This window comes from Williamsia deligens, from assembly GCF_024171765.1.
GTDB lineage: Bacteria > Actinomycetota > Actinomycetes > Mycobacteriales > Mycobacteriaceae > Williamsia_A > Williamsia_A deligens.
Genome location: NZ_JAMTCI010000001.1, coordinates 1,695,525 through 1,715,991, shown reverse-complemented (window position 1 = coordinate 1,715,991; position 20,467 = coordinate 1,695,525). Strand labels below are relative to the sequence as shown.

24 protein-coding genes and 2 pseudogenes are annotated in these 20,467 nt (G+C 70.7%); 13 read left to right on the top strand and 13 right to left on the bottom strand.

All coding sequences use genetic code 11. The annotated features are described in order from the left end of the window. Positions 1-113 precede the first annotated feature (113 nt). Positions 114-1,286, top strand: a complete 1,173-nt coding sequence (locus LX14_RS20940) for a GGDEF domain-containing protein (protein WP_253646763.1) — start codon at positions 114-116, stop codon at positions 1,284-1,286. Between the two features lie 19 nt (positions 1,287-1,305). Here the strand turns inward: LX14_RS20940 and LX14_RS08370 are convergent, their stop codons facing one another. Further along, entirely contained in the window at positions 1,306-2,061 is a 756-nt protein-coding gene (locus LX14_RS08370) for a lysophospholipid acyltransferase family protein (protein WP_253646762.1), read from the bottom strand. Between the two features lie 104 nt (positions 2,062-2,165). On the opposite strand from LX14_RS08370, the gene LX14_RS08365 reads away from it, so the two are divergent. The 3 genes from LX14_RS08365 (at position 2,166) to LX14_RS08355 (ending at position 5,901) form a co-directional block, all read left to right on the top strand. Beyond that, complete coding sequence (locus LX14_RS08365) at positions 2,166-3,746, top strand: Rieske 2Fe-2S domain-containing protein (RefSeq protein WP_253646761.1); 1,581 nt, start codon at positions 2,166-2,168, stop codon at positions 3,744-3,746. Beyond that, entirely contained in the window at positions 3,743-4,378 is a 636-nt protein-coding gene (locus LX14_RS08360) for a TetR/AcrR family transcriptional regulator (RefSeq protein ID WP_253646760.1), read from the top strand. Before LX14_RS08365 ends, LX14_RS08360 begins: the two co-directional genes overlap by 4 nt. Before the next feature lie 128 nt (positions 4,379-4,506). Further along, a complete protein-coding gene (locus LX14_RS08355) occupies positions 4,507-5,901 on the top strand; it encodes a lipase family protein (protein ID WP_301283482.1) in 1,395 nt (464 codons plus the stop codon). A 7-nt stretch (positions 5,902-5,908) separates the two neighbouring features. Here LX14_RS08355 and LX14_RS08350 read toward each other — a convergent pair whose 3' ends face one another. Both LX14_RS08350 and LX14_RS08345 read right to left on the bottom strand, forming a co-directional pair. Further along, entirely contained in the window at positions 5,909-6,373 is a 465-nt protein-coding gene (locus LX14_RS08350) for a hypothetical protein (RefSeq protein WP_253646758.1), read from the bottom strand. Between the two features lie 130 nt (positions 6,374-6,503). Further along, entirely contained in the window at positions 6,504-7,340 is an 837-nt protein-coding gene (locus LX14_RS08345; protein ID WP_253646757.1) for an alpha/beta fold hydrolase, read from the bottom strand. A 99-nt stretch (positions 7,341-7,439) separates the two neighbouring features. On the opposite strand from LX14_RS08345, the gene LX14_RS08340 reads away from it, so the two are divergent. Further along, positions 7,440-8,012, top strand: coding sequence for a TetR/AcrR family transcriptional regulator (locus LX14_RS08340; RefSeq protein WP_253646756.1), 573 nt, complete (start codon positions 7,440-7,442; stop codon positions 8,010-8,012). A 121-nt stretch (positions 8,013-8,133) separates the two neighbouring features. Then, on the top strand, positions 8,134-8,817 hold the full coding sequence (locus LX14_RS08335; protein WP_253646755.1) for a maleylpyruvate isomerase N-terminal domain-containing protein: 684 nt from the start codon (positions 8,134-8,136) through the stop codon (positions 8,815-8,817). Positions 8,818-8,820: 3 nt separating this feature from the next. Here the strand turns inward: LX14_RS08335 and LX14_RS08330 are convergent, their stop codons facing one another. Both LX14_RS08330 and LX14_RS08325 read right to left on the bottom strand, forming a co-directional pair. Next, positions 8,821-8,955, bottom strand: a complete 135-nt coding sequence (locus LX14_RS08330) for a helix-turn-helix domain-containing protein (RefSeq protein ID WP_253646754.1) — start codon at positions 8,953-8,955, stop codon at positions 8,821-8,823. Positions 8,956-9,268: 313 nt separating this feature from the next. Beyond that, positions 9,269-9,667 (bottom strand): annotated as a pseudogene (locus tag LX14_RS08325) (AraC family ligand binding domain-containing protein); the annotation flags it as partial. Here LX14_RS08325 and LX14_RS20935 point away from each other — a divergent pair. Continuing rightward, positions 9,576-9,821 (top strand): annotated as a pseudogene (locus LX14_RS20935) (DUF2000 family protein); the annotation flags it as partial. The pseudogenes LX14_RS08325 and LX14_RS20935 overlap by 92 nt on opposite strands. Further along, positions 9,814-10,098 carry a DUF2000 domain-containing protein gene (locus LX14_RS08315; protein ID WP_253646753.1) on the top strand — a complete coding sequence of 95 codons (285 nt, stop codon included), beginning with the start codon at positions 9,814-9,816 and terminating at the stop codon, positions 10,096-10,098. The pseudogene LX14_RS20935 and the gene LX14_RS08315, both read left to right, overlap by 8 nt. 46 nt (positions 10,099-10,144) lie before the next feature. Here the strand turns inward: LX14_RS08315 and LX14_RS08310 are convergent, their stop codons facing one another. After that, positions 10,145-10,648, bottom strand: coding sequence for a VOC family protein (locus LX14_RS08310; RefSeq protein ID WP_253646752.1), 504 nt, complete (start codon positions 10,646-10,648; stop codon positions 10,145-10,147). 62 nt (positions 10,649-10,710) lie between these two features. Here LX14_RS08310 and LX14_RS08305 point away from each other — a divergent pair, with 62 nt between their 5' ends. Beyond that, positions 10,711-11,526: an AraC family transcriptional regulator gene (locus LX14_RS08305; RefSeq protein ID WP_253646751.1), complete on the top strand. Its 816-nt coding sequence runs from the start codon at positions 10,711-10,713 to the stop codon at positions 11,524-11,526. Here LX14_RS08305 and LX14_RS08300 read toward each other — a convergent pair. The 5 genes from LX14_RS08300 to LX14_RS08280 form a co-directional block, all read right to left on the bottom strand. Continuing rightward, positions 11,523-12,440 carry a hypothetical protein gene (locus tag LX14_RS08300; protein WP_253647941.1) on the bottom strand — a complete coding sequence of 306 codons (918 nt, stop codon included), beginning with the start codon at positions 12,438-12,440 and terminating at the stop codon, positions 11,523-11,525. The genes LX14_RS08305 and LX14_RS08300 overlap by 4 nt on opposite strands. A gap of 49 nt (positions 12,441-12,489) precedes the next feature. Further along, complete coding sequence (gene serS, locus LX14_RS08295; protein ID WP_253646750.1) at positions 12,490-13,746, bottom strand: serine--tRNA ligase; 1,257 nt, start codon at positions 13,744-13,746, stop codon at positions 12,490-12,492. 52 nt (positions 13,747-13,798) lie between these two features. Then, entirely contained in the window at positions 13,799-14,638 is an 840-nt protein-coding gene (locus LX14_RS08290; protein ID WP_253646749.1) for a hypothetical protein, read from the bottom strand. 16 nt (positions 14,639-14,654) lie between these two features. Further along, entirely contained in the window at positions 14,655-14,942 is a 288-nt protein-coding gene (locus LX14_RS08285; RefSeq protein WP_253646748.1) for a DUF1049 domain-containing protein, read from the bottom strand. 89 nt (positions 14,943-15,031) lie between these two features. Further along, positions 15,032-15,235 carry a CsbD family protein gene (locus LX14_RS08280; protein WP_253646747.1) on the bottom strand — a complete coding sequence of 68 codons (204 nt, stop codon included), beginning with the start codon at positions 15,233-15,235 and terminating at the stop codon, positions 15,032-15,034. Positions 15,236-15,378: 143 nt separating this feature from the next. On the opposite strand from LX14_RS08280, the gene LX14_RS08275 reads away from it, so the two are divergent. Then, the gene (locus LX14_RS08275; protein ID WP_253646746.1) at positions 15,379-16,701 is read left to right on the top strand and encodes a septum formation family protein; all 1,323 of its coding nucleotides are present in this window, start codon (positions 15,379-15,381) and stop codon (positions 16,699-16,701) included. A 22-nt stretch (positions 16,702-16,723) separates the two neighbouring features. Continuing rightward, positions 16,724-17,074: a metallopeptidase family protein gene (locus tag LX14_RS08270; RefSeq protein WP_253646745.1), complete on the top strand. Its 351-nt coding sequence runs from the start codon at positions 16,724-16,726 to the stop codon at positions 17,072-17,074. 24 nt (positions 17,075-17,098) lie between these two features. Here the strand turns inward: LX14_RS08270 and LX14_RS08265 are convergent, their stop codons facing one another. Then, positions 17,099-17,758, bottom strand: a complete 660-nt coding sequence (locus tag LX14_RS08265) for a histidine phosphatase family protein (RefSeq protein ID WP_253646744.1) — start codon at positions 17,756-17,758, stop codon at positions 17,099-17,101. Further along, positions 17,758-18,684 carry a prephenate dehydratase gene (gene pheA / locus LX14_RS08260; RefSeq protein ID WP_253646743.1) on the bottom strand — a complete coding sequence of 309 codons (927 nt, stop codon included), beginning with the start codon at positions 18,682-18,684 and terminating at the stop codon, positions 17,758-17,760. Before pheA ends, LX14_RS08265 begins: the two co-directional genes overlap by 1 nt. A 103-nt stretch (positions 18,685-18,787) precedes the next feature. On the opposite strand from pheA, the gene LX14_RS08255 reads away from it, so the two are divergent. Together LX14_RS08255 and LX14_RS08250 are read left to right on the top strand one after the other, a co-directional pair. After that, on the top strand, positions 18,788-19,537 hold the full coding sequence (locus LX14_RS08255; protein ID WP_253646742.1) for a DUF2470 domain-containing protein: 750 nt from the start codon (positions 18,788-18,790) through the stop codon (positions 19,535-19,537). A 47-nt stretch (positions 19,538-19,584) separates the two neighbouring features. Next, positions 19,585-20,400, top strand: a complete 816-nt coding sequence (locus LX14_RS08250; RefSeq protein ID WP_372505287.1) for a CPBP family intramembrane glutamic endopeptidase — start codon at positions 19,585-19,587, stop codon at positions 20,398-20,400. Positions 20,401-20,467 lie beyond the last annotated feature (67 nt).

Sequence of the window (20,467 nt, the reverse complement as noted above, 5' to 3'; positions counted from 1 at the left end):
GGGGCGAAACGCTCCCGCGGTGACCGCTCTCACATCGTCGAGCCGGCGTGAGAGATGATGATCGGGCACGGGTCGGGGGACGGGTGCGTACGAACGGTAGGGGTGGCTCAGTCGTGTTCCGATCTCATCCGCTGACGTCACGTCCCCACACCCTGCGGTTGGGGTCCGGCGACTGGCCGCGGGCGTTCCGCTACTGGTTGACCGCGCCGCACGACTACCTGTGGATCGTCCACCACCACTCGATGCGGCCGCTGAACCACCAACTCCGTGCGGTCCTGAGCTTCGCCACCGTGATGATGGCCCTGGCATCCGTGCTCGCCCTGCTGAGTTCCCGCGGTCCCCGCGGCGACTGGGGCACCGCCCTCACCCTGGTGATCCTCGCGATGCAGGCGGTGGTCGCCGTCGGGATCCTGCGGGTGCGGATGCCGCGGACCACGCGACGTGCCCGCGCCTACTTCGTCGGGCTGCTCGTCTTCGGCGACGTCGGCGTCGCCGCGGTGATGCTCACCCTCCCACCGCTCGACGGGGCGTTCGGCTGCGTGCTGCTGGCCCTGAACAGCACCATCTGCGTGTACTTCGTCAGCTCGCGGTGGCTGATCGCGCACCTGACCTTCTCCTTCTGGTTCATCGCGCTCTCGGCATGGCGCGTCGCCCGTACCGATGTCGTCGACCTGTTCGGTGTGGGGTCGGGTGCCGTGGCGATGCTGATGGCGGTCTGCGGTGCGCCGGTCGCGTCGCATGTCGCCTGGGCACTGCTGTCCACGGATGCGCGGCAGTCGGTGCGCGACCCGCTGACCGGGCTGCGGAACCGTCGCGGGGTGGAGGCGTCGCTGGAACAGACGTGGAGCCGGGCACGCGCGCTCGGCCACGCCATCGCGATCGTGGTGGTCGACGTGGACGACTTCAAGGTCGTCAACGACACCTACGGGCACGACACCGGCGACGTCGTGCTCCAGCGGTTGGCGGGCGCGATGTCGCAGGCGACCCCGGACGACGCCGTGGTGGGCCGGACGGGCGGCGAGGAGTTCATGGTCATCCTCAGCGGGTCCGCGGACGAACTCCGCGCGCAGGTCGACGCGATCGCGCCGGCGCTGCGGATCCCGGTCCCCGAGGACACCGACTCGGCGATGGGTCTCACCGTCAGCGTGGGCGCCGCCGTGCTCGAGACCCCCTCGGCGTCGTACCGTGCGGCCGACGACTTCCGTGACGCCCTGCGCACCGCCGACGCCCTGATGTACGCGGCCAAGCGGGCCGGCGGCGACCGCGCAGCCCTCGACGTCGTCTAGTCGCGCCGCACGGCCACCGCTACTGGTTGCGCTCCGCGCGACGGCGTGCCCGCTCCGCCGCCTCCTCGGCGTCGGCGGCGTTCGCCTCCTCGAGCGTCGGCGCCGACCCCCCGAGCCGGGCGGGGACCCAGAACTCGCCGGCCGGATGGGGCCCGTAGCCCTCCTGCGTGCGGCGCAGGGTCTCGACCATGACCTCGTGCAGACGCGCGGTGAGGCTGTCGGGGTCGCCCTCGGGGGCGATCGGATCGGCGACGGTGATGTGGATGGGGACGTTCGACCGGCCCATGTTCTTGGGGTGTCCCTTCGTCCACACCCGCTGGGCGCCCCAGATGACATGCGGGACGATCGGCACGCCGGACTCGAGCGCCATACGCGCCGCGCCGGACTTGAAGTCCTTGATCTCGAAGCTGCGGCTGATCGTGGCCTCGGGGTACACCCCGACGAGCTCACCGCGGCGCAGGTAGTCCACCGCGGCCTTGTAGCTGTCGGACCCGGCCTCGCGGTCGACGGGGATGTGCCGCAGCGCCCGCATGATCGGCCCGCTGACCTTCGAGTCGAAGACCTCTTTCTTCGCCATGAACCGGACCTTGCGGCGGTTGTGCAGGAACGCGGGCAGGCCCGCGTAGGTGAAGTCCATGTAGCCGGTGTGGTTGATCGCGACCACGGCGCCGCCGTCGTCGGGGATGTTCTCGGCGCCGTTCACGGTGAACTTCAGTCCCTGCAGCGCCCACATCGAACGGGCGACGGCGATGACGGTGTCGTAGGCGGGTTCCACGCCGACCACCCTAGTGGGCGGTCTCACCTGCACGTCTCGGGTCGTGGTGGGGGCCGCGACTATCCTCGCGGTGAACAGCCGACCACACGAGAGGACGGGTACACGTGCAGGTCACCAGCGTGGGACACGCCGGGTTCCACATCCGGACGACGGCCGGGACGATCCTGTGCGACCCGTGGGTCAATCCCGCGTACTTCGCGTCGTGGTTCCCGTTCCCGGACAACTCCGAACTCGACTGGGCGGCTCTCGGCGACTGCGACTTCCTCTACGTCTCGCACCTGCACCGCGATCACTTCGACGCGCGCAACCTCGCGGAGAACGTGAACAAGGACGCCCAGGTCCTCCTGCCCGACTACCCCGTGCCGGATCTGCGCCGCGAACTCGAGGCGCTCGGGTTCCACCGGTTCGTCGAGACCGAGGACTCGGTGAAGACCACCGTCTCGACCGATCGCGGCAGCCTCGAGGTGATGATCGTGGCGCTGCGGGCTCCGGCCGACGGCCCCATCGGTGACTCGGGTCTCGTCGTCTCCGACGGCGAGACCACGTGTTTCAACATGAACGACGCGCGCCCTGTCGACCTGTCGGTGATCCACGACGCGTTCGGGCACGTCGACATCCACCTGCTGCAGTACTCCGGTGCCATCTGGTACCCGATGGTCTACGACATCCCCAAGCGCACCAAGGCGAACTTCGCCGCGCAGAAGCGGCAGCGCGGCATGGACCGGGCACGGTCCTACATCGAGCAGGTCGGTGCCACCTGGGTCGTCCCGTCCGCGGGCCCGCCGATGTTCCTCGACGACGAGCTGCGGTACCTCAACGACACCGGCGACGTCGACGACAAGGGCCGGCCGACGAGCATCTTCCCCGACCAGGCGACGTTCCTGGAGCAGATGCTCGAGCACGGCACCGACGACGGCACGAAGCACCGCGGTCTGATGATGGTCTCGGGGTCGACGGTGGATCTCACCGGCCCCGAACTGGTCTCGATCGAGCACCCCTACGCGCCCGACGAGGTGTTCGGCGAGAACAAGGCCGCCTACCTCGAGCGGATGGCGGAGAAGTTCGCGCCGGTGATCGCCGCCGAGAAGGCGACGTGGGCCACGGAGGACACCGGTCCACTGCTGCCCGCGCTGCGCGAGCTGTTCGAGCCCATCATGGGCGCCAGTGACCTCATCTCCGACGGGATCGGGTACCCGGTCGGCCTGGTGATCGGCGAGGAGACCGTCGTCCTCGACTTCCCGAACCGGATCGTCCGCGAGCCCAAGGAGGGAGAGGGCAAGTACCGCTACGGGTTCCGCATCGCGCCCGAGCTGGTCCGCACGGTCCTGCGCGACGGTGAGCCCGACTGGGTGAACACCATCTTCCTGTCGACACGCTTCACCACCTGGCGCGTCGGCGGCTACAACGAGTTCCTCTACACGTTCTTCAAATGCCTGACCGCAGAACGGATCGCGTACGCCGACGGCTGGTTCTCCGAGGCCCACGACGACACCGCGTCGATCGAGAAGGACGGCTGGGAGATCCAGCGACGCTGCCCGCATCTCAAGGCCGACCTCTCGGCGTTCGGCGTCATCGAGGGCGAGAAACTGACCTGCAACCTGCACGGGTGGTCCTGGGATCTGCCGACCGGTCGCTGCCTGACCTCGAAGGGTCACGAACTGCGCGCACGCCGCCTCGAGTCGTGACCACCGACGCCGGCTCCACCCGCACCTATGCGGGTCGGTCGGTGGCGGATCGGCGTGCGGAGCGGCGGCGCCGGTTCGTCGACGCGGCGATCGAGGTGTTCGGGACCTCGGGGTACGCGGGGAGTTCCGTGACCGCCCTGTGCCGGGAGGCCGGCCTGTCGCGGCGGCAGTTCTACGAGGAGTTCACCGACCGGGAGTCGTTGCTGCTCGCCGCCTACGACGAGGTGCAGGCTCAGGCGCGCGCTGAGGTCGGCGCCGATCTCGCTGCGGCCGCGACCGACGACGTACCGACGCTCGCGCGGGTGTCGATGACGGCGTTCATGCGGTCCATCGGCACGGACCGCCGCCGGGCGGCGATCGTCTTCGTGGAGATCGTCGGCGTGAGCCCCCGCGTCGAGGACCACCGGCTGGCCGGCCGCGAGGTGTGGGTCGACTTCCTCGGTTCGGCCGTGCGCGACTACGTGGGACGACCGGCGGGCGATGCGGTCGAGGACTCCTATCGCGCAATCGGTTTCGTCGGTGCGCTGACCGCCGTCGTCCACCGCTGGAGCACCGACGGGCCGGACCGGCCCGACGTCGAGGCGATCGTCGACGTCCTGGCCCAGATCCTGCTGGCCTTCATCCGCATCTGACCCCCCGGCCCTTGTGGCGTGGCTCACCCTGCGGTAGCTTCGCCCGACAGTGAGACGCCGGTGTCTCACAATAGTCGAGAGGGTGTCTCGTGCGGGGTCGACGACAGCGGAGATGGTTCGCGCGGTGCCTGGGCGTGGCGGCGGTGTGCGCGGGTCTCACGAGCGGACTGCTGGCCCCGGTCGCGACCGCGGCGCCACAACCGTCGCCCCCGTCGATCGCGCCGCCGCCGCCGTTCGGGACCGTCCCGCTGCCCCCGGAGTTGGACCCGCGCTTCTACGCACCGCCCGCCGGGCAGGTGGCGTCCGCTCAGCCCGGTCAGATCCTGGCCGCCCGCCGGATCAGTCTCGCCGCGTTCTCCGTGGTGCCGATCGCGGTCGACGCCTGGCAGGTCTCGTATCGCTCGACGAACACCCGCGGCGCACCGATTCCCGCGGTCGCCACCCTCATCACACCCCGGGGCACGAACCCTGCGAAGACACGGCGTCTCGTGTCGTGGCAGTCGGCGGAGGACTCGACGGCGCAGTACTGCGCGCCGTCCTATGTCCTGCAACAGGGTTCGGTCCCCGGCCCGGTCAGCGGGTCGGTCGACTCGTCCCTGGAGGTGCTGCAGATCGCGTCGCTGCTCGCGACGGGGTCATCGGTGGTGGTCGCCGACCACGAGGGCCCGCAGTCGGCGTTCGCGGCCGGGCCTCTCGCCGGTCGCATCGTGCTCGACGGCATCCGCGCCGCACGGTCGTTCACGCCACTCGGGCTGGCGCCCGACGCGCGGATCGGGATGATCGGCTACTCGGGCGGAGCGATCGCGACGGGGTGGGCCGCCGAGTTGCAGCAGAGCTACGCCCCGGAACTGCACATCACCGCGGCCGCCGAGGGTGGGGTCCCGGCCGACATCCGCGCGCTGGTGGACCTGGCGAACCGGAACCTCGGGTCCGGGCTGATCATGGCCGGGATCATCGGGGTCAGCCGCGAGTACCCGGAGCTCGCCCGGTTCATCGCTGCCCGCGTGAATCCGCTCGGACGTGCGCTGCTGTCGGCGAAGAACCCACTGTGCCTGGCGTATCAGGCCACGCTCGCACCCTTCGTCGACATCAAGGGTCTCTTCGTCGGTCCCGGCGACCCGCTCGACCAGCCCGTGCCGAGACGCGTCCTCGGTCGGCTGAAGCTGGGCTCGACGGTGCCCACGATGCCGCTGTTCGTCTACCAGTCCCACCCCGACTGGATCGCGCCGGTGGGGCCGGTCGACGCACTCGTCCGGACCTACTGCGCGGCGCCCGGAGCCCGCGTCGAATACCTGCGCGACCACTTCAGCGAGCACATCTCACTCGCGGTGGTGGGCTTCCTCGCGGCGATGCTGTGGCTGAACGACCGGCTCGACGGAAAGCCGGCCCGGACGGGGTGTTCGACCAACGACGTCGGCACGATCGCGGGTGATCCCCGGGTCCGTCAGGCATTCGTCGCACAGGTCGGCGACGTGCTCGGCGGGATCGTCCAACGACAGCTGGGCAACCCGCCACGGCGGTGACCACAGCTCACCGGGGACGGGTGGGCCAGGGCGGCAGCAGATCCCGCAGCGCGGCGAACTGGTCGACGTCGATCCAGGACGGGTTGCTGCCCGCGGGCACGCGGAGGACCTCGAGGGTGCTCAAAGCGGGGACCTCGCGCAGGTCGTCGGCGCGTAGGCGGTCGTCCGGACCGAGGAGGGTGATGTCGGTGGGCACCACGAGCTGCCCGTCGCCGTCGGGGACGGCAGACCCGGTGATCCAGCCGGTCCCCCACAGACCGCGCGGCGCCCGCCCGGACGCCGGTCCACTGACCCACAGGACGGCGCGCTGGCCACGACGCATCATCGCGCTGCGGTAGTTGTCGACGACACACCGACTCTCGACCGTCGACAGGCCGTCGTCGATCGCACCGACGATGTCCCACCGGCCGCTGTTGCCCTTGAACAGCCACGCACCCAGGGTCGTCTCGCTGATCGCCTCACGGTGGGACACGCCCACCACTGTTCCCCGGCGACGGCGTCGGCAAACGCCGAACCGGCCGCACCCGGGTCACGGGTGCGGCCGGTGAGCGGACGTACCGCTGCTGCACGCGGCGCCGTTCTCGGCCGCGCGAATCCGGGGGTTACCTGCCGAGGAAGTCGAGCAGGACCTTGTTCACCTCGTCGTGGTGCGTCCACAGCAGGCCGTGCGGTGCGCCCTCGATCTCGACGTACTCGGCATCGGGGAGTGCCTTGTGGAACTCCCGGCCGGTGGCGTCGATGGGCAGGATGTTGTCCGCGGTGCCGTGCACGATCAGCGCGGGGACGTCGATCTTCGGGATGTCCCCGCGGAAATCGGTCAGCCACGTCGGCTGGGCGTGGATCGAGGAGTACGGCGACGCGTTGTAGGCCAGCTGGGTGTTCGCGTCGAGCGCCTCCTGCGACAGTCGGTTGCCCAGGTGGTCGTCGGTGTTGAAGAAGTTCTGGAAGAAGTTCGTGAAGAACGCGTAGCGATCGGACTTCACCGCGTCGGCGAGACCGTCGAAGACGTCCTGCGGGACACCGGTCGGGTTGTCGTCCGTCTGCAGCAGGAACGGCTCCAGCGACCCGAGGAAGACGGCCTTGCTGATGCGGCTCGACCCATGGTTGCCGAGGTAGCGCGCCACCTCGCCGGTGCCCATCGAGAAGCCCACGAGGACAGCGTCGTTGAGGTCCAGGGTGTCGAGGACCGCCTTGAGGTCGGCGGCGTAGGTGTCGTAGTCGTGGCCGATGGTCGGGCGGCTCGAGCGCCCGAAGCCGCGTCGGTCGTAGGTGACGACGCGATAGCCGGCGTCGAGGAGCGCCTGCGTCTGCTTCTCCCAGGACGAACCGTCGAGGGGATACCCGTGGATCAGGACGACCGGCTGACCGCTGCCGTGGTCCTCGTAGTAGAGCTCGATGGGGGCCGAGTTCTCCGTGCCCACGGTGGTGACGTATCCCATGCCATCTCTCCTTCGATCGACGCCTGCGGGAGAACGTCCGTTCTCCCGACGGGTCCGACGATATAGAACGGTCGTTCTCTCGTCAAGTAGGATGGCCGGATGACCGTGACCGGAGAGCCCAGGGACGCGATCGTCGAGACCGCCGACCGCCTGTTCTACGAACGCGGGATCCAGCAGGTCGGGATGGACGAGCTGCGGGCCGCCGCCGGTGTGTCGCTCAAGCGGCTCTACTCCGAGTTCGACGGCAAGGACGCCATCGTGCTCGCGGTGCTGGACCGCCGACACGCGATGTGGGAGCGCGGCGTGGACGAGGCCGTTGCGCGGCATCAGGCGGGGCCGGACAAGCTGCTCGGGATCTTCGATTTCCTCGCGACGTGGTTCGCCACCGACGATTTCCGCGGATGCGCGTTCATCAACGCGTTCGGGGAGCTCGGGGGCACCTCGGAGCGGGTGGCGCGCGCTGCCCGCGACCACAAGGAGTCGTTCCAGGTCTACGTCGACGGCCTCGTGGCGGACATCGGTGCGCCGCCCGCGCTGGCCCGGCAGTTGGTGCTGCTGGCCGAGGGTGCCCAGACCACGTCCGCCATCACCGGCGACCCGTCGGCGGCGGGCCATGCGCGCGACGCCGCCGCGGTCCTCATCGACGTGGCGACGGGTGCCGGCACCGGCTAGAGGGCACCGGTCGGGAACTGCGCTTCTGGCGAAGAGGGGCACGCGTTCTACGCTCGGCGATCAGTGCCCGGCACAGCCGGGCGACCTCGGCGGGCGTCGCGCCCCGTCGACCGACACGGAGGTGACGACGGTGGACGCGGTGACGTTCGACGCGGTGACGGAGTGGACGGCCGCGCAGCAGCGGGTGATCGGTCTGGTGGGGGCCGCGAGCAGCCGAGCCGTCGAGTCGCGCGTGCCGGCGTGCCCGGACTGGACCGTCCGGGACCTGCTGTCGCACATGGTCGGCATCGGCGCCGACGTCGTCGCGGGGCACGAGCCCGACGACCACGACGCGGACTGGACCGCCGCGCAGGTCGCGTCCCGGCGCGACCGTGACGTCGCCGAGCTGATCGCCGAGTGGCGCGGCCTCACCGGGCCCATGTGCGACCACCTGCGGCAGTCGGGAGACCGGCCGGTCACCGACATCACCATCCACGAGCAGGATCTGCGGGGCGCGTTGCGCATCCGTGGTGCCACCGACACCGACGCCTTCCGACACGTGCGCGACCGCTTCGCCGGTCGGCTCGGTGACCGACTCGGCGACCTGCCGACGGTGGAGTTGCGCGGTCACCACTGGAACTGGCGCTCGGCCGACGGTGACCCCGCCGTCGTGATCGCCGCGGGCGACGCCGATCTCGCCCGCGCGCTGGTCTCCCGCCGCTCGGCCGCACAACTGCGCGCGTGGACGATCGTCGGCGACGTCGAGCCCTGTCTCGGCGCGTTCGCCGTTCTCGGTGCGCTGCCGACGGTCGACCTCGCGGAGTAGCCGCTACGCCCGGAACCGGCCCGGTGTCGTCCCGAGGAACCGCCGGAAGTGGCGGTGCAGATGCGCCTGGTCGTGGAAGCCGCTGGCGGTCGCGACGTCGACCGCGGGCACACCCGCGAGGAGCAGGCGACGCGCCACGTCGATCCTGCGCCCGACCAGATATCGGTGGTGGGATGCCGTACTCGCGGGTGAACGCCCGCACGAGGTAGGTGGGCGACGCGTTCAGGGCCTCGCCGGCCTCACCGAGGGTCACACCGTCGACGATCCGCGCATCGAGGAGGTCGCGGAGCCGACCGGCCATCGCGGCGTCACGCCGGATGGTCGGCGACACCCGACCGCCGTCCCGCGCGGTGGGGCCGAGATGGGCCTGCAGCCGCTCCAGGACGAACTCGAGACGACTCTGCGCCTCGAACTCGTCGCCGGGTCGGCCGAGACTGCGATGCAGCCGACTCAGCCTGTCCCGGAGTGTCGGGTCGCTGATGTCCGGTGCGTCGACGGCCTGTCCGACGCCGTGCAGCAGGTCCGCCTCGAGATAGACGACCCTCTTGCGGAACCCGGATGCGGTGACCGTGCGCCCGTCGTGCGGGACGTGCGGAGGCAGCAGCGTCACGCTCGTACGCACCGAGGCGTGGTGCGTGCCGGCCATGTCGTACCCGATCGCGCCGGAATCGACGATCAACAGCGTCCACGAATCATGTGTGTGGGCCGGGTAGTCGTGGTCGACGAATCGGGCGTGGAGGACTTCGACGACGCCGTCGATGCCGGGATCCCAGGCGCGCACCTGCGTCTGCACGACCACATCACGAACGTACAAGACCTCGGGGTCCGACGATGAGCAGACTGCGGGCATGGCCCCCGACAGTGCCCCGATCAGATTCGCCACCAAGATCGCCGTCCTGCTCCGCGACGACCTCGAGGTGTGGCAGCGGTTGAACGTGACCGCCTTCCTCGTCAGCGGTCTCGCGGCGGCGACACCGGAACTCGTCGGTGAGCCCTATGTCGACGCGGACGACACCCGGTATCTCGCGATGTTCGGTCAGCCCCGTCCTCGTCTTCGCGGGGACACAGGAGACGCTGCGGGCGGCGCGCTCACGAGCTGTCGGGCGCGGGCTCACCCCGGCGATCTTCACCGCCGACCTCTTCCGGACCGGGAACGACGACGACAACCGCGCCGCCGTCCGGGCGGTGTCGCGAGACGATCTCGACCTCGTGGGGATCGCCCTCCACGCCCCGAAGAACGTGGTGGACAAGGTCCTCAAGGGCGCCCGCATGCATCCGTGACGACGCGCTGCACCCGGTCACCCGTCGGCATCGACACCCCGTCAGGTCACCCCTGGGTCGCGGCCCACTCGGCGACGCGACGGTCGCTCTCCTGCGGCGACAGGTCCTTGACGCGGGTCATCACCGACCAGCGGACGCCGAACGGGTCGAGGATGGACGCGAACCGGTCGCCCGAGACGAACGTCATCGCCGGTTCCCGGACCGTCGCGCCGTGCTGCGCCGCACGCTCCACTGTCGCGTCGACGTCGGTCACGTAGATCGCGAGGGAGTAGACGACCGGCGCACCGCCGGCCGGTGCCGCCAGGTCGTAGGCGTCGTTGGGCTCACCGAGTTGCAGGCGACCGTCGGCGAACTGCAGTTCGGCGTGCGCGACGGTGCCGCCGATCTCGGTCACGCCGGCCACCTCCGCGCCGAACACGTCGCGGTAGAACGCGATCGCGTCCGCCGCGGGCGTGACGACGACGAACGGCGTCAGCGACGAGTAGACGTGGGGGCGGCCGTCGGTGGTGTGGTCGCCCGATGCGGGTGCGGTGTTCTCTGTCGTGGTCATGCACCGATCGTCGTCGCGACACGCTGGTGGGTCTTGAACATCTGCGACAGACTGACCCGACGATGGGCCCGTCCGAGATCCGCCGCGCGGTCGCGTCCCGCGGCCACCTCAACCCCGGGTCACCGCATGTCGTCTTCGACCGCTTCGACCTCGGGCTGGACCACCTGGCACGGCAGGTCTGGGTGGTCCGGTGGGACGTGCCGAGACCGCTCGTCCAGCGCGTGTTGAACTATCCGGCGCTGAACGTGGTGACCGAGGCCGGCCCGCAGGTCGAGGGCACGCATCACACCGGGCTCTACGGTCCCCAGCCCCGGGTCAGCACCCGCACGCTCACCGGACGCGGATGGGCCGTCGGGGTCCTGTTCCGTCCCGCCGCGACACCGGTGCTCACCGACCTCGTCGACGACGGCCTCGTCGGTGCGGACATCGTGTTCGCCGACTCCCCCGCCGAGGACCTCGTGGCCGCGATGACCACCGACGCCGCCCGGGAGGACCTGCGGCGGATCCTCGTCGGCTGGCTGGCGCCCCTCGCCGACCGCGTCGACGACGCGGGGCTGCTCGCGAACTCCGCGGCGAGCCTCGCCGAGGACCGCGACGACATCACCACCGCGACGGCCCTGGCCGATGCCGTCCATGCGTCGCCACGCACGCTCGAACGGACGGTCAGGCGCCACACCGGGTTCACCCCGAAACAACTCATCGAGTGTCGCCGCATGCAGTACGCGGCGACGCGGCTCTACTCCGACCCCACCACCGATCTCTCCGCCCTCGCCGCGGATCTCGGCTTCGCCGACCACGCCCACCTCTCCCGGCGGTACCGGGCGATCATCGGCGAGACACCGAGTGCCACCCGCGAGGCGGGGCGCTCGACGCGCTAGGGCCGTGCCGGTTCTGCGGACTCGGCCGACTCCGACTGTGCCGACGCCTCGACCGCTCCCGACCACGCGACGGTCACCGCCCCGACCACCGCGGCGATGAACCCGAGCACGGCCAGCCAGGCGAGACCACGGACGGTCTCGTCGCCGAGGAAGATCACGCCGATCACACCGGGCACGACGGTCTCGCCGACGACCAGCGCCGCCGTCGCACCGTTCACCGACCCGAGTTGCAGTGCGACGGTGTGCAGATAGAACCCGCCGCCGCCGGCGATGGCGAGCGCATACAGCGCGGGGTCGGCGAGGAGCGACGACAGCGAGAACGGGTCGAGCCCGTCGAGGATGCGGACCGAGATCGCGACCGCACCGAAGAGGGCGCCGGCGGCGAGACCCGCGGCGATGGCCGCCCGCGACCCCAGCCACCGGACGATCGCGATCGAGACCGCCACCAGCGCGACCGTCGCGACGAGGACGGCCCAGTGGAACGTCGTCGACTCGGTCTGGCGGGGGTTCTCCTTGGCCGACGCGCCGAGCGCGCACAGGGCCGCGATGACCACGCCGATGGCGATCCAGTCGCGGGCGTGCAGCCGGATGTTCAGCACGATGATGCCGAGGACCGCGGTGATGACCAGGTTGGCGCTGATGATGGTCTGCGACAGGAACAGTGGTGTGAGACGCGCAGACACCGCGCCGCCGACGAACCCGAGGACGTCGAGGGCCGTGCCCACGATGAACAGGACCGACAGCATCGCGGCGATGGTCGACCGCAGGGTCGGTCCGCCGGTCGCCGTGGCCATCCCGGTCTCGCCACGGGCGACGGCCTCGTCGTGCGAGCGCCGGGCGGCGAGAGCCTGCAGGACCGACGAGACCCCGTAGGCGACGCTGGCGAACAGGGCCGCGAGGATCCCGGCGATCATCATCGGCTGATCATGTCAGGACGCGTCGCGACATCCGCACCGAACGCGCTCAGCGCGGGGCGAGCACCTCGGTGCCGACCATCTCCGCCAGCGCTGGCGGCAGGCGCACGGTGCCGTCGGGCTGTTGGTGGTTCTCCAGGATCGCGACGATCCAGCGCGTCGTGGCGAGCGTGCCGTTGAGAGTCGCGGCGGTCTGGGGCTTGCCGTTCTCGTCGCGGTAGCGCACCGACAGGCGTCGTGCCTGGTAGGTCGTGCAGTTCGACGTCGACGTCAGCTCGCGATAGGTGCCCTGCGTGGGAACCCATGCCTCGCAGTCGAACTTGCGCGCAGCCGACGACCCGAGATCTCCGGCGGCGGTGTCGATCACCCGGTAGGGGACGTCGATCGCGGCGAGCATCTCCTTCTGCCACCCCAGCAGCTTCCGGTGCTCGGCCTCGGCATCCTCGGGCTTGCAGTAGACGAAGCCCTCGACCTTGTCGAACTGGTGCACGCGGATGATGCCGCGGGTGTCCTTGCCGTAGCTGCCCGCCTCGCGCCGGAAGCAGCTCGACCACCCGGCGTAGCGCTCGGGACCGTCGGCCAGGTCGAGGATCTCGTTCATGTGATAGCCGGCCATCGGCACCTCGGAGGTCCCGACGAGGTAGAGGTCGTCGTCGTCGAGGTGGTAGATCTCGTCGGCGTGGGCGCCGAGGAACCCGGTGCCCTCCATGACGTCCGGGCGGACCAGCACGGGCGGGATCATCATCGTGAACCCGTTGGCGACGGCCAACCGCGTCGCGAGCTGCAGCAGTCCGAGCTGCAGGAGCGCGCCGTTGCCGGTGAGGAAGTAGAAGCGCGAGCCCGACACCTTGGCGCCGCGCTCCATGTCGAGCAGACCGAGCGACTCCCCGATCTCGAGGTGGTCCTTCGGGTTCTCGATCGCCGTCGGCTCGCCGACATGTTCGAGGACGACGAAGTCGCTCTCGCCCCCGGCCGGGGCCTGCGGCGCGACGACGTTGCCGATCGCGCGGTGGGCGGAGGTCACGGCGGCCTCGGCGTCCGACTGCGCCGCGCCGGCCGCCTTCACCCGCTCGGCCAGCTGCTTGCCCTCGTCGAGGAGAGCCTGCTTCTCCTCCGGTGCGGCCTTGCCGACCCGCTTGCCGAGTGCCTTCTGCTCCGAGCGGAGGGTGTCCGCCTCGACGATGGCCGATCGACGCTTCTCGTCCGCGGACAACAGGGTGTCGACGAGGGAAGGATCCTCACCGCGCTTGCGCTGCGAATCACGGACCAGGTCGGGGTCGTCACGCAGGAGCTTCAGGTCGATCACGCCGCATACCTTACTGATCGGGGTGTGCCGTCCGACCACGCGCCGGGATCGCTCAGACAGCGGCGGCGTCGAGCCATTCCGCGGCGGCGTCGGCCGCGTGACGCAGCGCCGATCGCTCGCCGACGTAATCGGCGGCGGCGCCGACGACGGGCACCTTGCTCAACGTGCGCCACAGCTTCGACGGCGACGGGCGGTGCCTGATCTCGGAGACGACCGCGCGCAGCACCTTCGCGGTGGTCCACACACGGCGGACGACCTCCCGCGCGGACCACGGGCGGCCCTGCTGCCCGGTGGTGTCGGGAACGTCGTCGGGGACGCTCTTCTCCAGCGTCGCAGCGTCGGCGTGTGCGACGGCGTCGTCGATGGTGCGCCCGCACAGCACCTCCGCGATCATGCGGGCCTGCGCACGACGGTCGTCGACCCCGTGGACTCGGGCGATCGCGCAGAGGACGAACGTCTGCTGGGTGAACCCGAGGACGTCCTGGATGGGCAACCTGTCGGCGACGGCGCCGAGGACACCCGGGTAGGCGACGAGCACGTTGGTGATCGACCCGACGCGCGTGACCCACCAGTCGTCACGCTCGGCGACGGACATCGCCTGCCACTTCTCGGATCCGGGTGCGGATGCGGCGTTCGTCGCCCACGAGAGCGACGAGGCGGCGGCGTTGACGGCCTTGTCAGCGAAGCTGAGGTCGTCGGCGTCGCTGTCGGCGTCACCGACCTCGACCGGATCGTCGGACGCAGACGACGACGCTCCCCGACCCTTCTCCCCCGTCTCGCCGGGCGACCCGTCGAAGGGGTCGCTGTCGGCGAGGGCATCCAGGACGGGGGAGATGAGTCCCGTCGCCCGGTAGAGGATGCCGAGGAGTTCGGTGTCGGAGAGCGTCGTCATGGGTTGTGTCAGCCGATCACTTGACCGCGGAGCGCAGCTTGAGCGCGGCGGTCAGGACGAACGTGATCACGATGCCGACCGCGACGGCGCCGAGCATCGCGTAGCCGACGTTGATGTCGAGGTCCCACGCGATGAACGACAGGCGCAGGCGCTCGGTGTTCTGAAGGACGAAGGTCACGACCGCGGCGACGAGGACCACGAGCACGACGGCGGCGAGCTTGGCGGTGACGCTGCCCTTGCGGCGACGGGCCGGGGTGCTCTCGGCGGCGGAGTGGCGGGGGGTGGTGGAGATGGTGTCGGTCATGACGGTGTCCTTTCAGGGAAGTTCGGGGGTGGCGGTGCGGCCGGGCAGCGGTACCGCGCAGGTCGCGCCCGGCCGCACTGCCGTGAGCATCAGCTCAGGGCGTCCTTGATGTTCTGTCCGGCCTTCTTCACGCCGGCCTCGCCCTGGTCCTTCTTGCCTTCGGCCTTGAGATCCTTGTTGTCGGTGACGTCACCGGCGACCTCCTTGGCCTTGCCGACCGCGTCCTCGGCGGCGTTCTTCGCCTTGTCGATCGCGTCGCCGGCTGCGTCCTTGGCCTTGTCCACGAAGCTCATCGAAATCGCTCCTTCTCTCTGAACGTCCGGCCCCCTGTGGGCCGGATCGGTTGCGCAGGTGTAGTCGGGCACGCATGCGCTGATTGCACGCGCGACATGCGTGATCTACGTCACCGATCGGCGAGCGGGCATGATGGGTCGCGATGTCCACCGAGAACGAACCTCACGAGGACTCGCACGACGAGACCTCCGGCTCACCCGACACCCGACCCGAGACCTCGCCGACGGCCCCTCGAGGGATCTCCTGGCTGCGATCGCACCCGCTGCGGACCGTCCTGGGCGCCGTGGTGCTCGGCGCGCTCGCCGCCGGTGCCGTCGTCGCCTCCGTGGGCGGGTTCTCCGACGGGGGGACCATCGCGACGTCGGAGATCGGCGCCTCCGAACGCGGACCCGACTCCAACGCCTTCAACCGGTCGGTCCCGGGCACCTGCCTGACCTGGCCCCGCAACGACCCGGGACACCCCACCGCGATCGGATGCGGCGGCGAGCACTACTTCGAGGTCGCCGGCATCGTCGACGCGTCGACCATCACCACCGCGCAGTTCGCCGAGGCACAAGCGTCGGCGACCGCCTCGTCCACCGCACCCACCGCCGGCGGCGCGGCGTCGTCGTCGGCACCCCGGCCGTCGGCCACGTCGTCACCGGCCACGTCGACGTCGCCCGCACCGTCGTCGGGTCCGTCCTCCTCGGTCGCACCGACGGCGCCCGCGTTCGGCGACGACGCCCCCTGGCCGACCACCGCACAGTTCGGCGCCATCCGCGACCAGTTCTGCCCGGGGCAGGTCTCCGGGTACCTGCAGGGGCGGTTCGACCCCGACGGCCGTTTCTCCGTCGGGATGCTGTTCCCGTCGAAACGGCAGTGGGACGCCGGCGAACGCACCCTGCGGTGCGGTCTGCAACTCGCCGACTCGACCGGGACGCTGGTCGGCTTCCTCGGTCGCGTCGCCGACCAGGACCAGTCGCTGCAGTGGCCGGCCGGCACGTGCGTCGGGATCGACCTGCGTACCCGTCAGCCCACCGATCCCGTCGCCTGCGCCGAGCAGCACGCCTTCGAGGTGACCGGCGTGGTCGGGCTGGGTCAGCGGTTCGGGGCGCCCGGCAGCGGGCGCCCGTGGCCGGACGTGGCGACGCAGAACGCGTTCCTGCAGACCACGTGTCCGCAGATCACCGACACCTACCTGGGTGGTCGGCAGAAGTTCACCGACAGCACCCTGAACGTGCAGTGGTCGACGCTGACGAGGGCGAGCTGGGACGCCGGCAGCGGCACCGTCGTCTGTTACGTCGCACTGCCCGACCGCGACGGTTTCGCCACCCTCGTGGGCAGCGCGAAGGCCAACCTGCTGATCAACGGCAAGGTGCCCACCCCCACCTCCGAGGGACCGCCCGGCCGGCTCAACCCGACCCCGGTTCCGCTCCCGCAGGGCATCACGCCCAACCCGACCGAGGTCCCCGCCCCCGTCGGCTGACGGGCGCGGGTGGGTGGCACCGATGGCCGTGTCCACGTCGGACGAGGAGTTCGAGGGGCTCGTCGGCGACGCGCTCGACTCCATCCCGTCGGAGTTGACCGACGCGATGAGCAACGTCGTGATCCTCGTCGAACCGCATCATCCGGACGAGCCGGGTCTGCTCGGGATGTACGAGGGGATCGCGCTGACCCGCCGCGACACCACGTACGGCTTCGCCGTGCCCGACACCATCACCATCTACCGCGAGCCGCTGCTCGCGATGTGCGCCGACCGGGACGAGGTGGTCGACGAGGTCGCGATCACCGTGGTGCACGAGGTAGCCCACCACTTCGGGATCAGCGACGAGTGGTTGCACGACCACGGGTGGGGCTGAGCCCGCCCGAGTCCTGACCTCCGTTCAGCCCATCGGGTCGACGGATGCGGCCGCGGTGGGGCGCACCGGATCCACCCCACCCCAGTGCACGCAGCGCCAGCCGTCGCCGACACGCGCCAGCTCGATGGAGGCGGTGTTCGGCAGACCGTTGTCGTGCGCGAAGCCGCGGTCGACAGCACCGAGGTGCGCCGCGATGAGACGGATCGCCGCGCCGTGACTGACCAGGTAGACGTCGCCGGCGGCGTCGGGGCCGTCGAGGTGACGCTCGGCGAGGAGCTCGACCGCGGGCAGGTACCGCGCGAGCACGTCGTCGAGGGATTCGCTGTCGCCGACGCGACGGGCAGTGTCCCCGTCGAACCAGTCGGCGATGAGGTCGCGGAAGGCCCGCACCGACCGGTCGTCGTTGCGATCCTCCATCGCCGGGCCGACCTGCACCTCGTGGACACCGTCGACGATCTGCGCCTGGACGCCCCACACCGAGCCGATGAGTTCGGCCGTCTCCCGGGCACGTCGCGCGACCGAGCTGTAGAGACCGGCAGGGGTGACACCGGGGTTCTCCAGCCCGAACCGGACCGCCTGACGCGCACCGAAATCGGTGAGGCCGGCACCCGGCGGACGGGTGTCGAGGCGGGCCATCACGTTCGACGTCGTCTGGCCGTGCCGGATGAGGTGCAGGCTGCCCATCAGCGGTCTCCGCGGCGCAGTCGGTCGACCCAGTCCAGCGACGGGCCGATGTCGGGTGGGGGTTCGCCGACGCCGCGATCCGCGGGCCACGAACCGAGGAAGGTCACGCCTCCGTGCGCGTGCAGGCCGGCCAGCGCCTGACCCACCGGCGCGTCGTCGAGATGACCGGTCGCGTCGAGGAAGAACCAGTACCCGGGTGCGGTCCGACGGGGGCGTGACTGGATGCGGGTGAGGTCGATGTCGCGGTCGGCGAACTCCCGCATCGCGCGCATCAACGAGCCCGGGACGTCCGGGAGGTCGAGGACCACGGCGGTGCGGTCGCGGCCGGTGCGCGCCGGGACGGGTGCGGGGCGCGAGACCAGGACGAAGCGCGTGGTGGCGTCGGCGGCGTCGGCGACGTCCTCCGCCAGCGGCGTCAGCCCATGGGCGCGCGCGGCCAGCGGTGTGGTCAGCGCGGCGTCGGCGGCACCGGCGGCGACGTCGGCCGCTGCGGCGGCGTTCGACGACGCGGGCACCACCGTGGCCGACGGGAAGAGCCGTTCGATGCTGTCGCGGGTCTGTCCGGCAGCCACCGGGTACGCGGCGATGGTGGCGACGTCCCCGGGCGCGCGATCGCCCAGGGCCGCGACGGTGAAGGCGATGTCGATGACGACCTCGGCGACGATCTGCACGGGGTCACCGCAGGCGAGCGCGTCCATGGTCGCCGGGACCGATCCCTCCACCGAACTCTCCATCGGGACGCACCCGAACAGCGCGGCCCCGGTCCGCACCGCCTCGATCACCGCGCGCGGGTTGGGCTCGGCGAGGCGGTCCGGATCGGCCGGGACGTCGACACCGGCCACACCCGGGACCACGTTCTGCAGGAGTCGGTCGAGTGCCATCTCGGTGAAGGTCCCGGCGGGACCGAAATACGCGACTGCGGGCACCCGCTCAGCGTAGATCACCGGTTGTCGCGGTCCCCCGGGAGCGTTTAGGTTAGCCTTACCTGAACCACCCGGGCGACGACCCACCGAGCACCGAGGACACGCGATGACCCAGGCACTGACCTCCACACCGAGTGACGCGGAATCGATCAAGACCGCCTGCATGCGGGTGCAGACCGCCGTGGTCGCCGTCGAGGGCGGCGAGCCGACGCCGGTCTCGATGGTCCATCTCTTCGACGAGCAGGCGTTCGTCCTGATCCCCTCGCGCAGCGCCGCGGCCGACGCGCTCGTCGACGACCCCGACGGCGTCACCGCGATGATCGAGGTCACCGACTGCGCGCCCATCGAGGTCCGCGAGCCGGTCCGCGCGCTGGTCTGGCTCAACGGCGTGCTGCACCCGGTGCCGGGTGATCTCGAGCGGGAGCTGGCCCTGGAGATCGCCGCCGAGCATCCCGCCGACGATCTCCTCGACCTCGGACACGGGTTCTCCCTCGCGCGCCTCGTCGTCTCCGGCGCGGTCATCGCGACTGCGGCGGGCGCAGCGGCCGTCGACGCCGGCGAGTTGTCCCGCGCGGTGCCCGACCCGTTCTGGGAGCACGAGCCGGACTGGATCGCCCATCTGGACTCCGAGCACTCCGACGTCGTCGTCGGGCTCGCGCGGCGACTGCCCGCCGACCTGCAGGACGGACGGGTCCGACCGCTGGGGATCGATCGCTACGGCATCCGCTTCCGGGTCGAGCGCAGCGACGGCGACGTCGACACCCGGTTGTCGTTCCCTCGCCCCGTGCAGGACGTCATGGAACTGTCGCGGGCGTTGCGATCGCTCGCCGGGTGTCCGTTCCCGCACGGCGGCTGATCCCGGCTCGTCCCGGGTGATGTCGCCGCGTCGCTAGTCTCGGCCGGGTGATCAGACCCGGTCTGCGCGCGATCCTCACCCCGGCGCGCCCCACGGACATCGCCGTGGTCACCGATCCCGCACGGCGGCGGGCGATCGGTGTCGAGCTGACGATCGTCGTCGTGCTGACGTTCGGGATGTCGGCGGCGTCGTCGATCCTCTCGCTGATCGAGGCGGAGGTCCGGTCGGGCGGCATCGCACGGACCACCGTCGCGCTGAACGCGTCGTCGTCGTCCGTCGACTGGATCGATCTGGCCCGACAGCTGCTGTCGGTGACGCGGCTGTTCGCGATCGCCGCGTTGGCGATCTACCTGCTCTACCGCAGCGGGGTGGCGCTGGCGCGGGTCGGTGTCACACGTCGACCCGGCGGGCGTGACCTCCTCTGGGGCGCGGCCCTCGCCGCGGTGATCGGACTGCCCGGTCTCGGCCTCTACGTCATCGCCCGGGAACTCGGGCTCAACGCGCAGGTGCTGCCGAGTGACCTCACGGACACGTGGTGGAGGCTGCCCGTCCTCGTGGTCTCCGCGGTGGCCAACTCCGCCGCAGAGGAGTTCCTGGTGGTCGCCTACCTGATCACCCGCCTCCGCCAGCTCGGGTGGGGCGAGAACCGATCGCTGCTGGCGTCGGCGCTGCTCCGCGGCAGCTATCACCTCTACCAGGGGTTCGGCGGCGGCGTCGGCAACGTGGCGATGGGTCTCGTCTACGGCCGGTTCCACCAACGGACCTCGAGGACGTGGCCGCTCGTCGTCGGTCACGCGCTCATCGACTCGGTCGCGTTCGTCGGCTACGCACTCCTGCGCGACCACCTGAGCTGGCTGCACTGACCCCTCACCGCAGACTGTCTCCGTACAGTCAGACCCGTGAGTGAGCAGGACGGACCCTTCATCCGGC

What these genes read in the sequence shown, in the direction of transcription:
- LX14_RS08345 (WP_253646757.1), bottom strand. Translation starts at nt 7,340, where the DNA reads ATGGGATACGTCACCACCGTGGGCACGGAGAACTCGGCCCCCATCGAG.
- LX14_RS08340 (WP_253646756.1), top strand. Translation starts at nt 7,440, where the DNA reads ATGACCGTGACCGGAGAGCCCAGGGACGCGATCGTCGAGACCGCCGAC.
- LX14_RS08315 (WP_253646753.1), top strand. Translation starts at nt 9,814, where the DNA reads ATGTCGACGCGGACGACACCCGGTATCTCGCGATGTTCGGTCAGCCCC.
- LX14_RS08310 (WP_253646752.1), bottom strand. Translation starts at nt 10,648, where the DNA reads ATGACCACGACAGAGAACACCGCACCCGCATCGGGCGACCACACCACC.
- LX14_RS08305 (WP_253646751.1), top strand. Translation starts at nt 10,711, where the DNA reads ATGGGCCCGTCCGAGATCCGCCGCGCGGTCGCGTCCCGCGGCCACCTC.
- LX14_RS08300 (WP_253647941.1), bottom strand. Translation starts at nt 12,440, where the DNA reads ATGATCGCCGGGATCCTCGCGGCCCTGTTCGCCAGCGTCGCCTACGGG.
- LX14_RS08290 (WP_253646749.1), bottom strand. Translation starts at nt 14,638, where the DNA reads ATGACGACGCTCTCCGACACCGAACTCCTCGGCATCCTCTACCGGGCG.
- LX14_RS08285 (WP_253646748.1), bottom strand. Translation starts at nt 14,942, where the DNA reads ATGACCGACACCATCTCCACCACCCCCCGCCACTCCGCCGCCGAGAGC.
- LX14_RS08280 (WP_253646747.1), bottom strand. Translation starts at nt 15,235, where the DNA reads ATGAGCTTCGTGGACAAGGCCAAGGACGCAGCCGGCGACGCGATCGAC.
- LX14_RS08275 (WP_253646746.1), top strand. Translation starts at nt 15,379, where the DNA reads ATGTCCACCGAGAACGAACCTCACGAGGACTCGCACGACGAGACCTCC.
- LX14_RS08270 (WP_253646745.1), top strand. Translation starts at nt 16,724, where the DNA reads ATGGCCGTGTCCACGTCGGACGAGGAGTTCGAGGGGCTCGTCGGCGAC.
- LX14_RS08265 (WP_253646744.1), bottom strand. Translation starts at nt 17,758, where the DNA reads ATGGGCAGCCTGCACCTCATCCGGCACGGCCAGACGACGTCGAACGTG.
- LX14_RS08255 (WP_253646742.1), top strand. Translation starts at nt 18,788, where the DNA reads ATGACCCAGGCACTGACCTCCACACCGAGTGACGCGGAATCGATCAAG.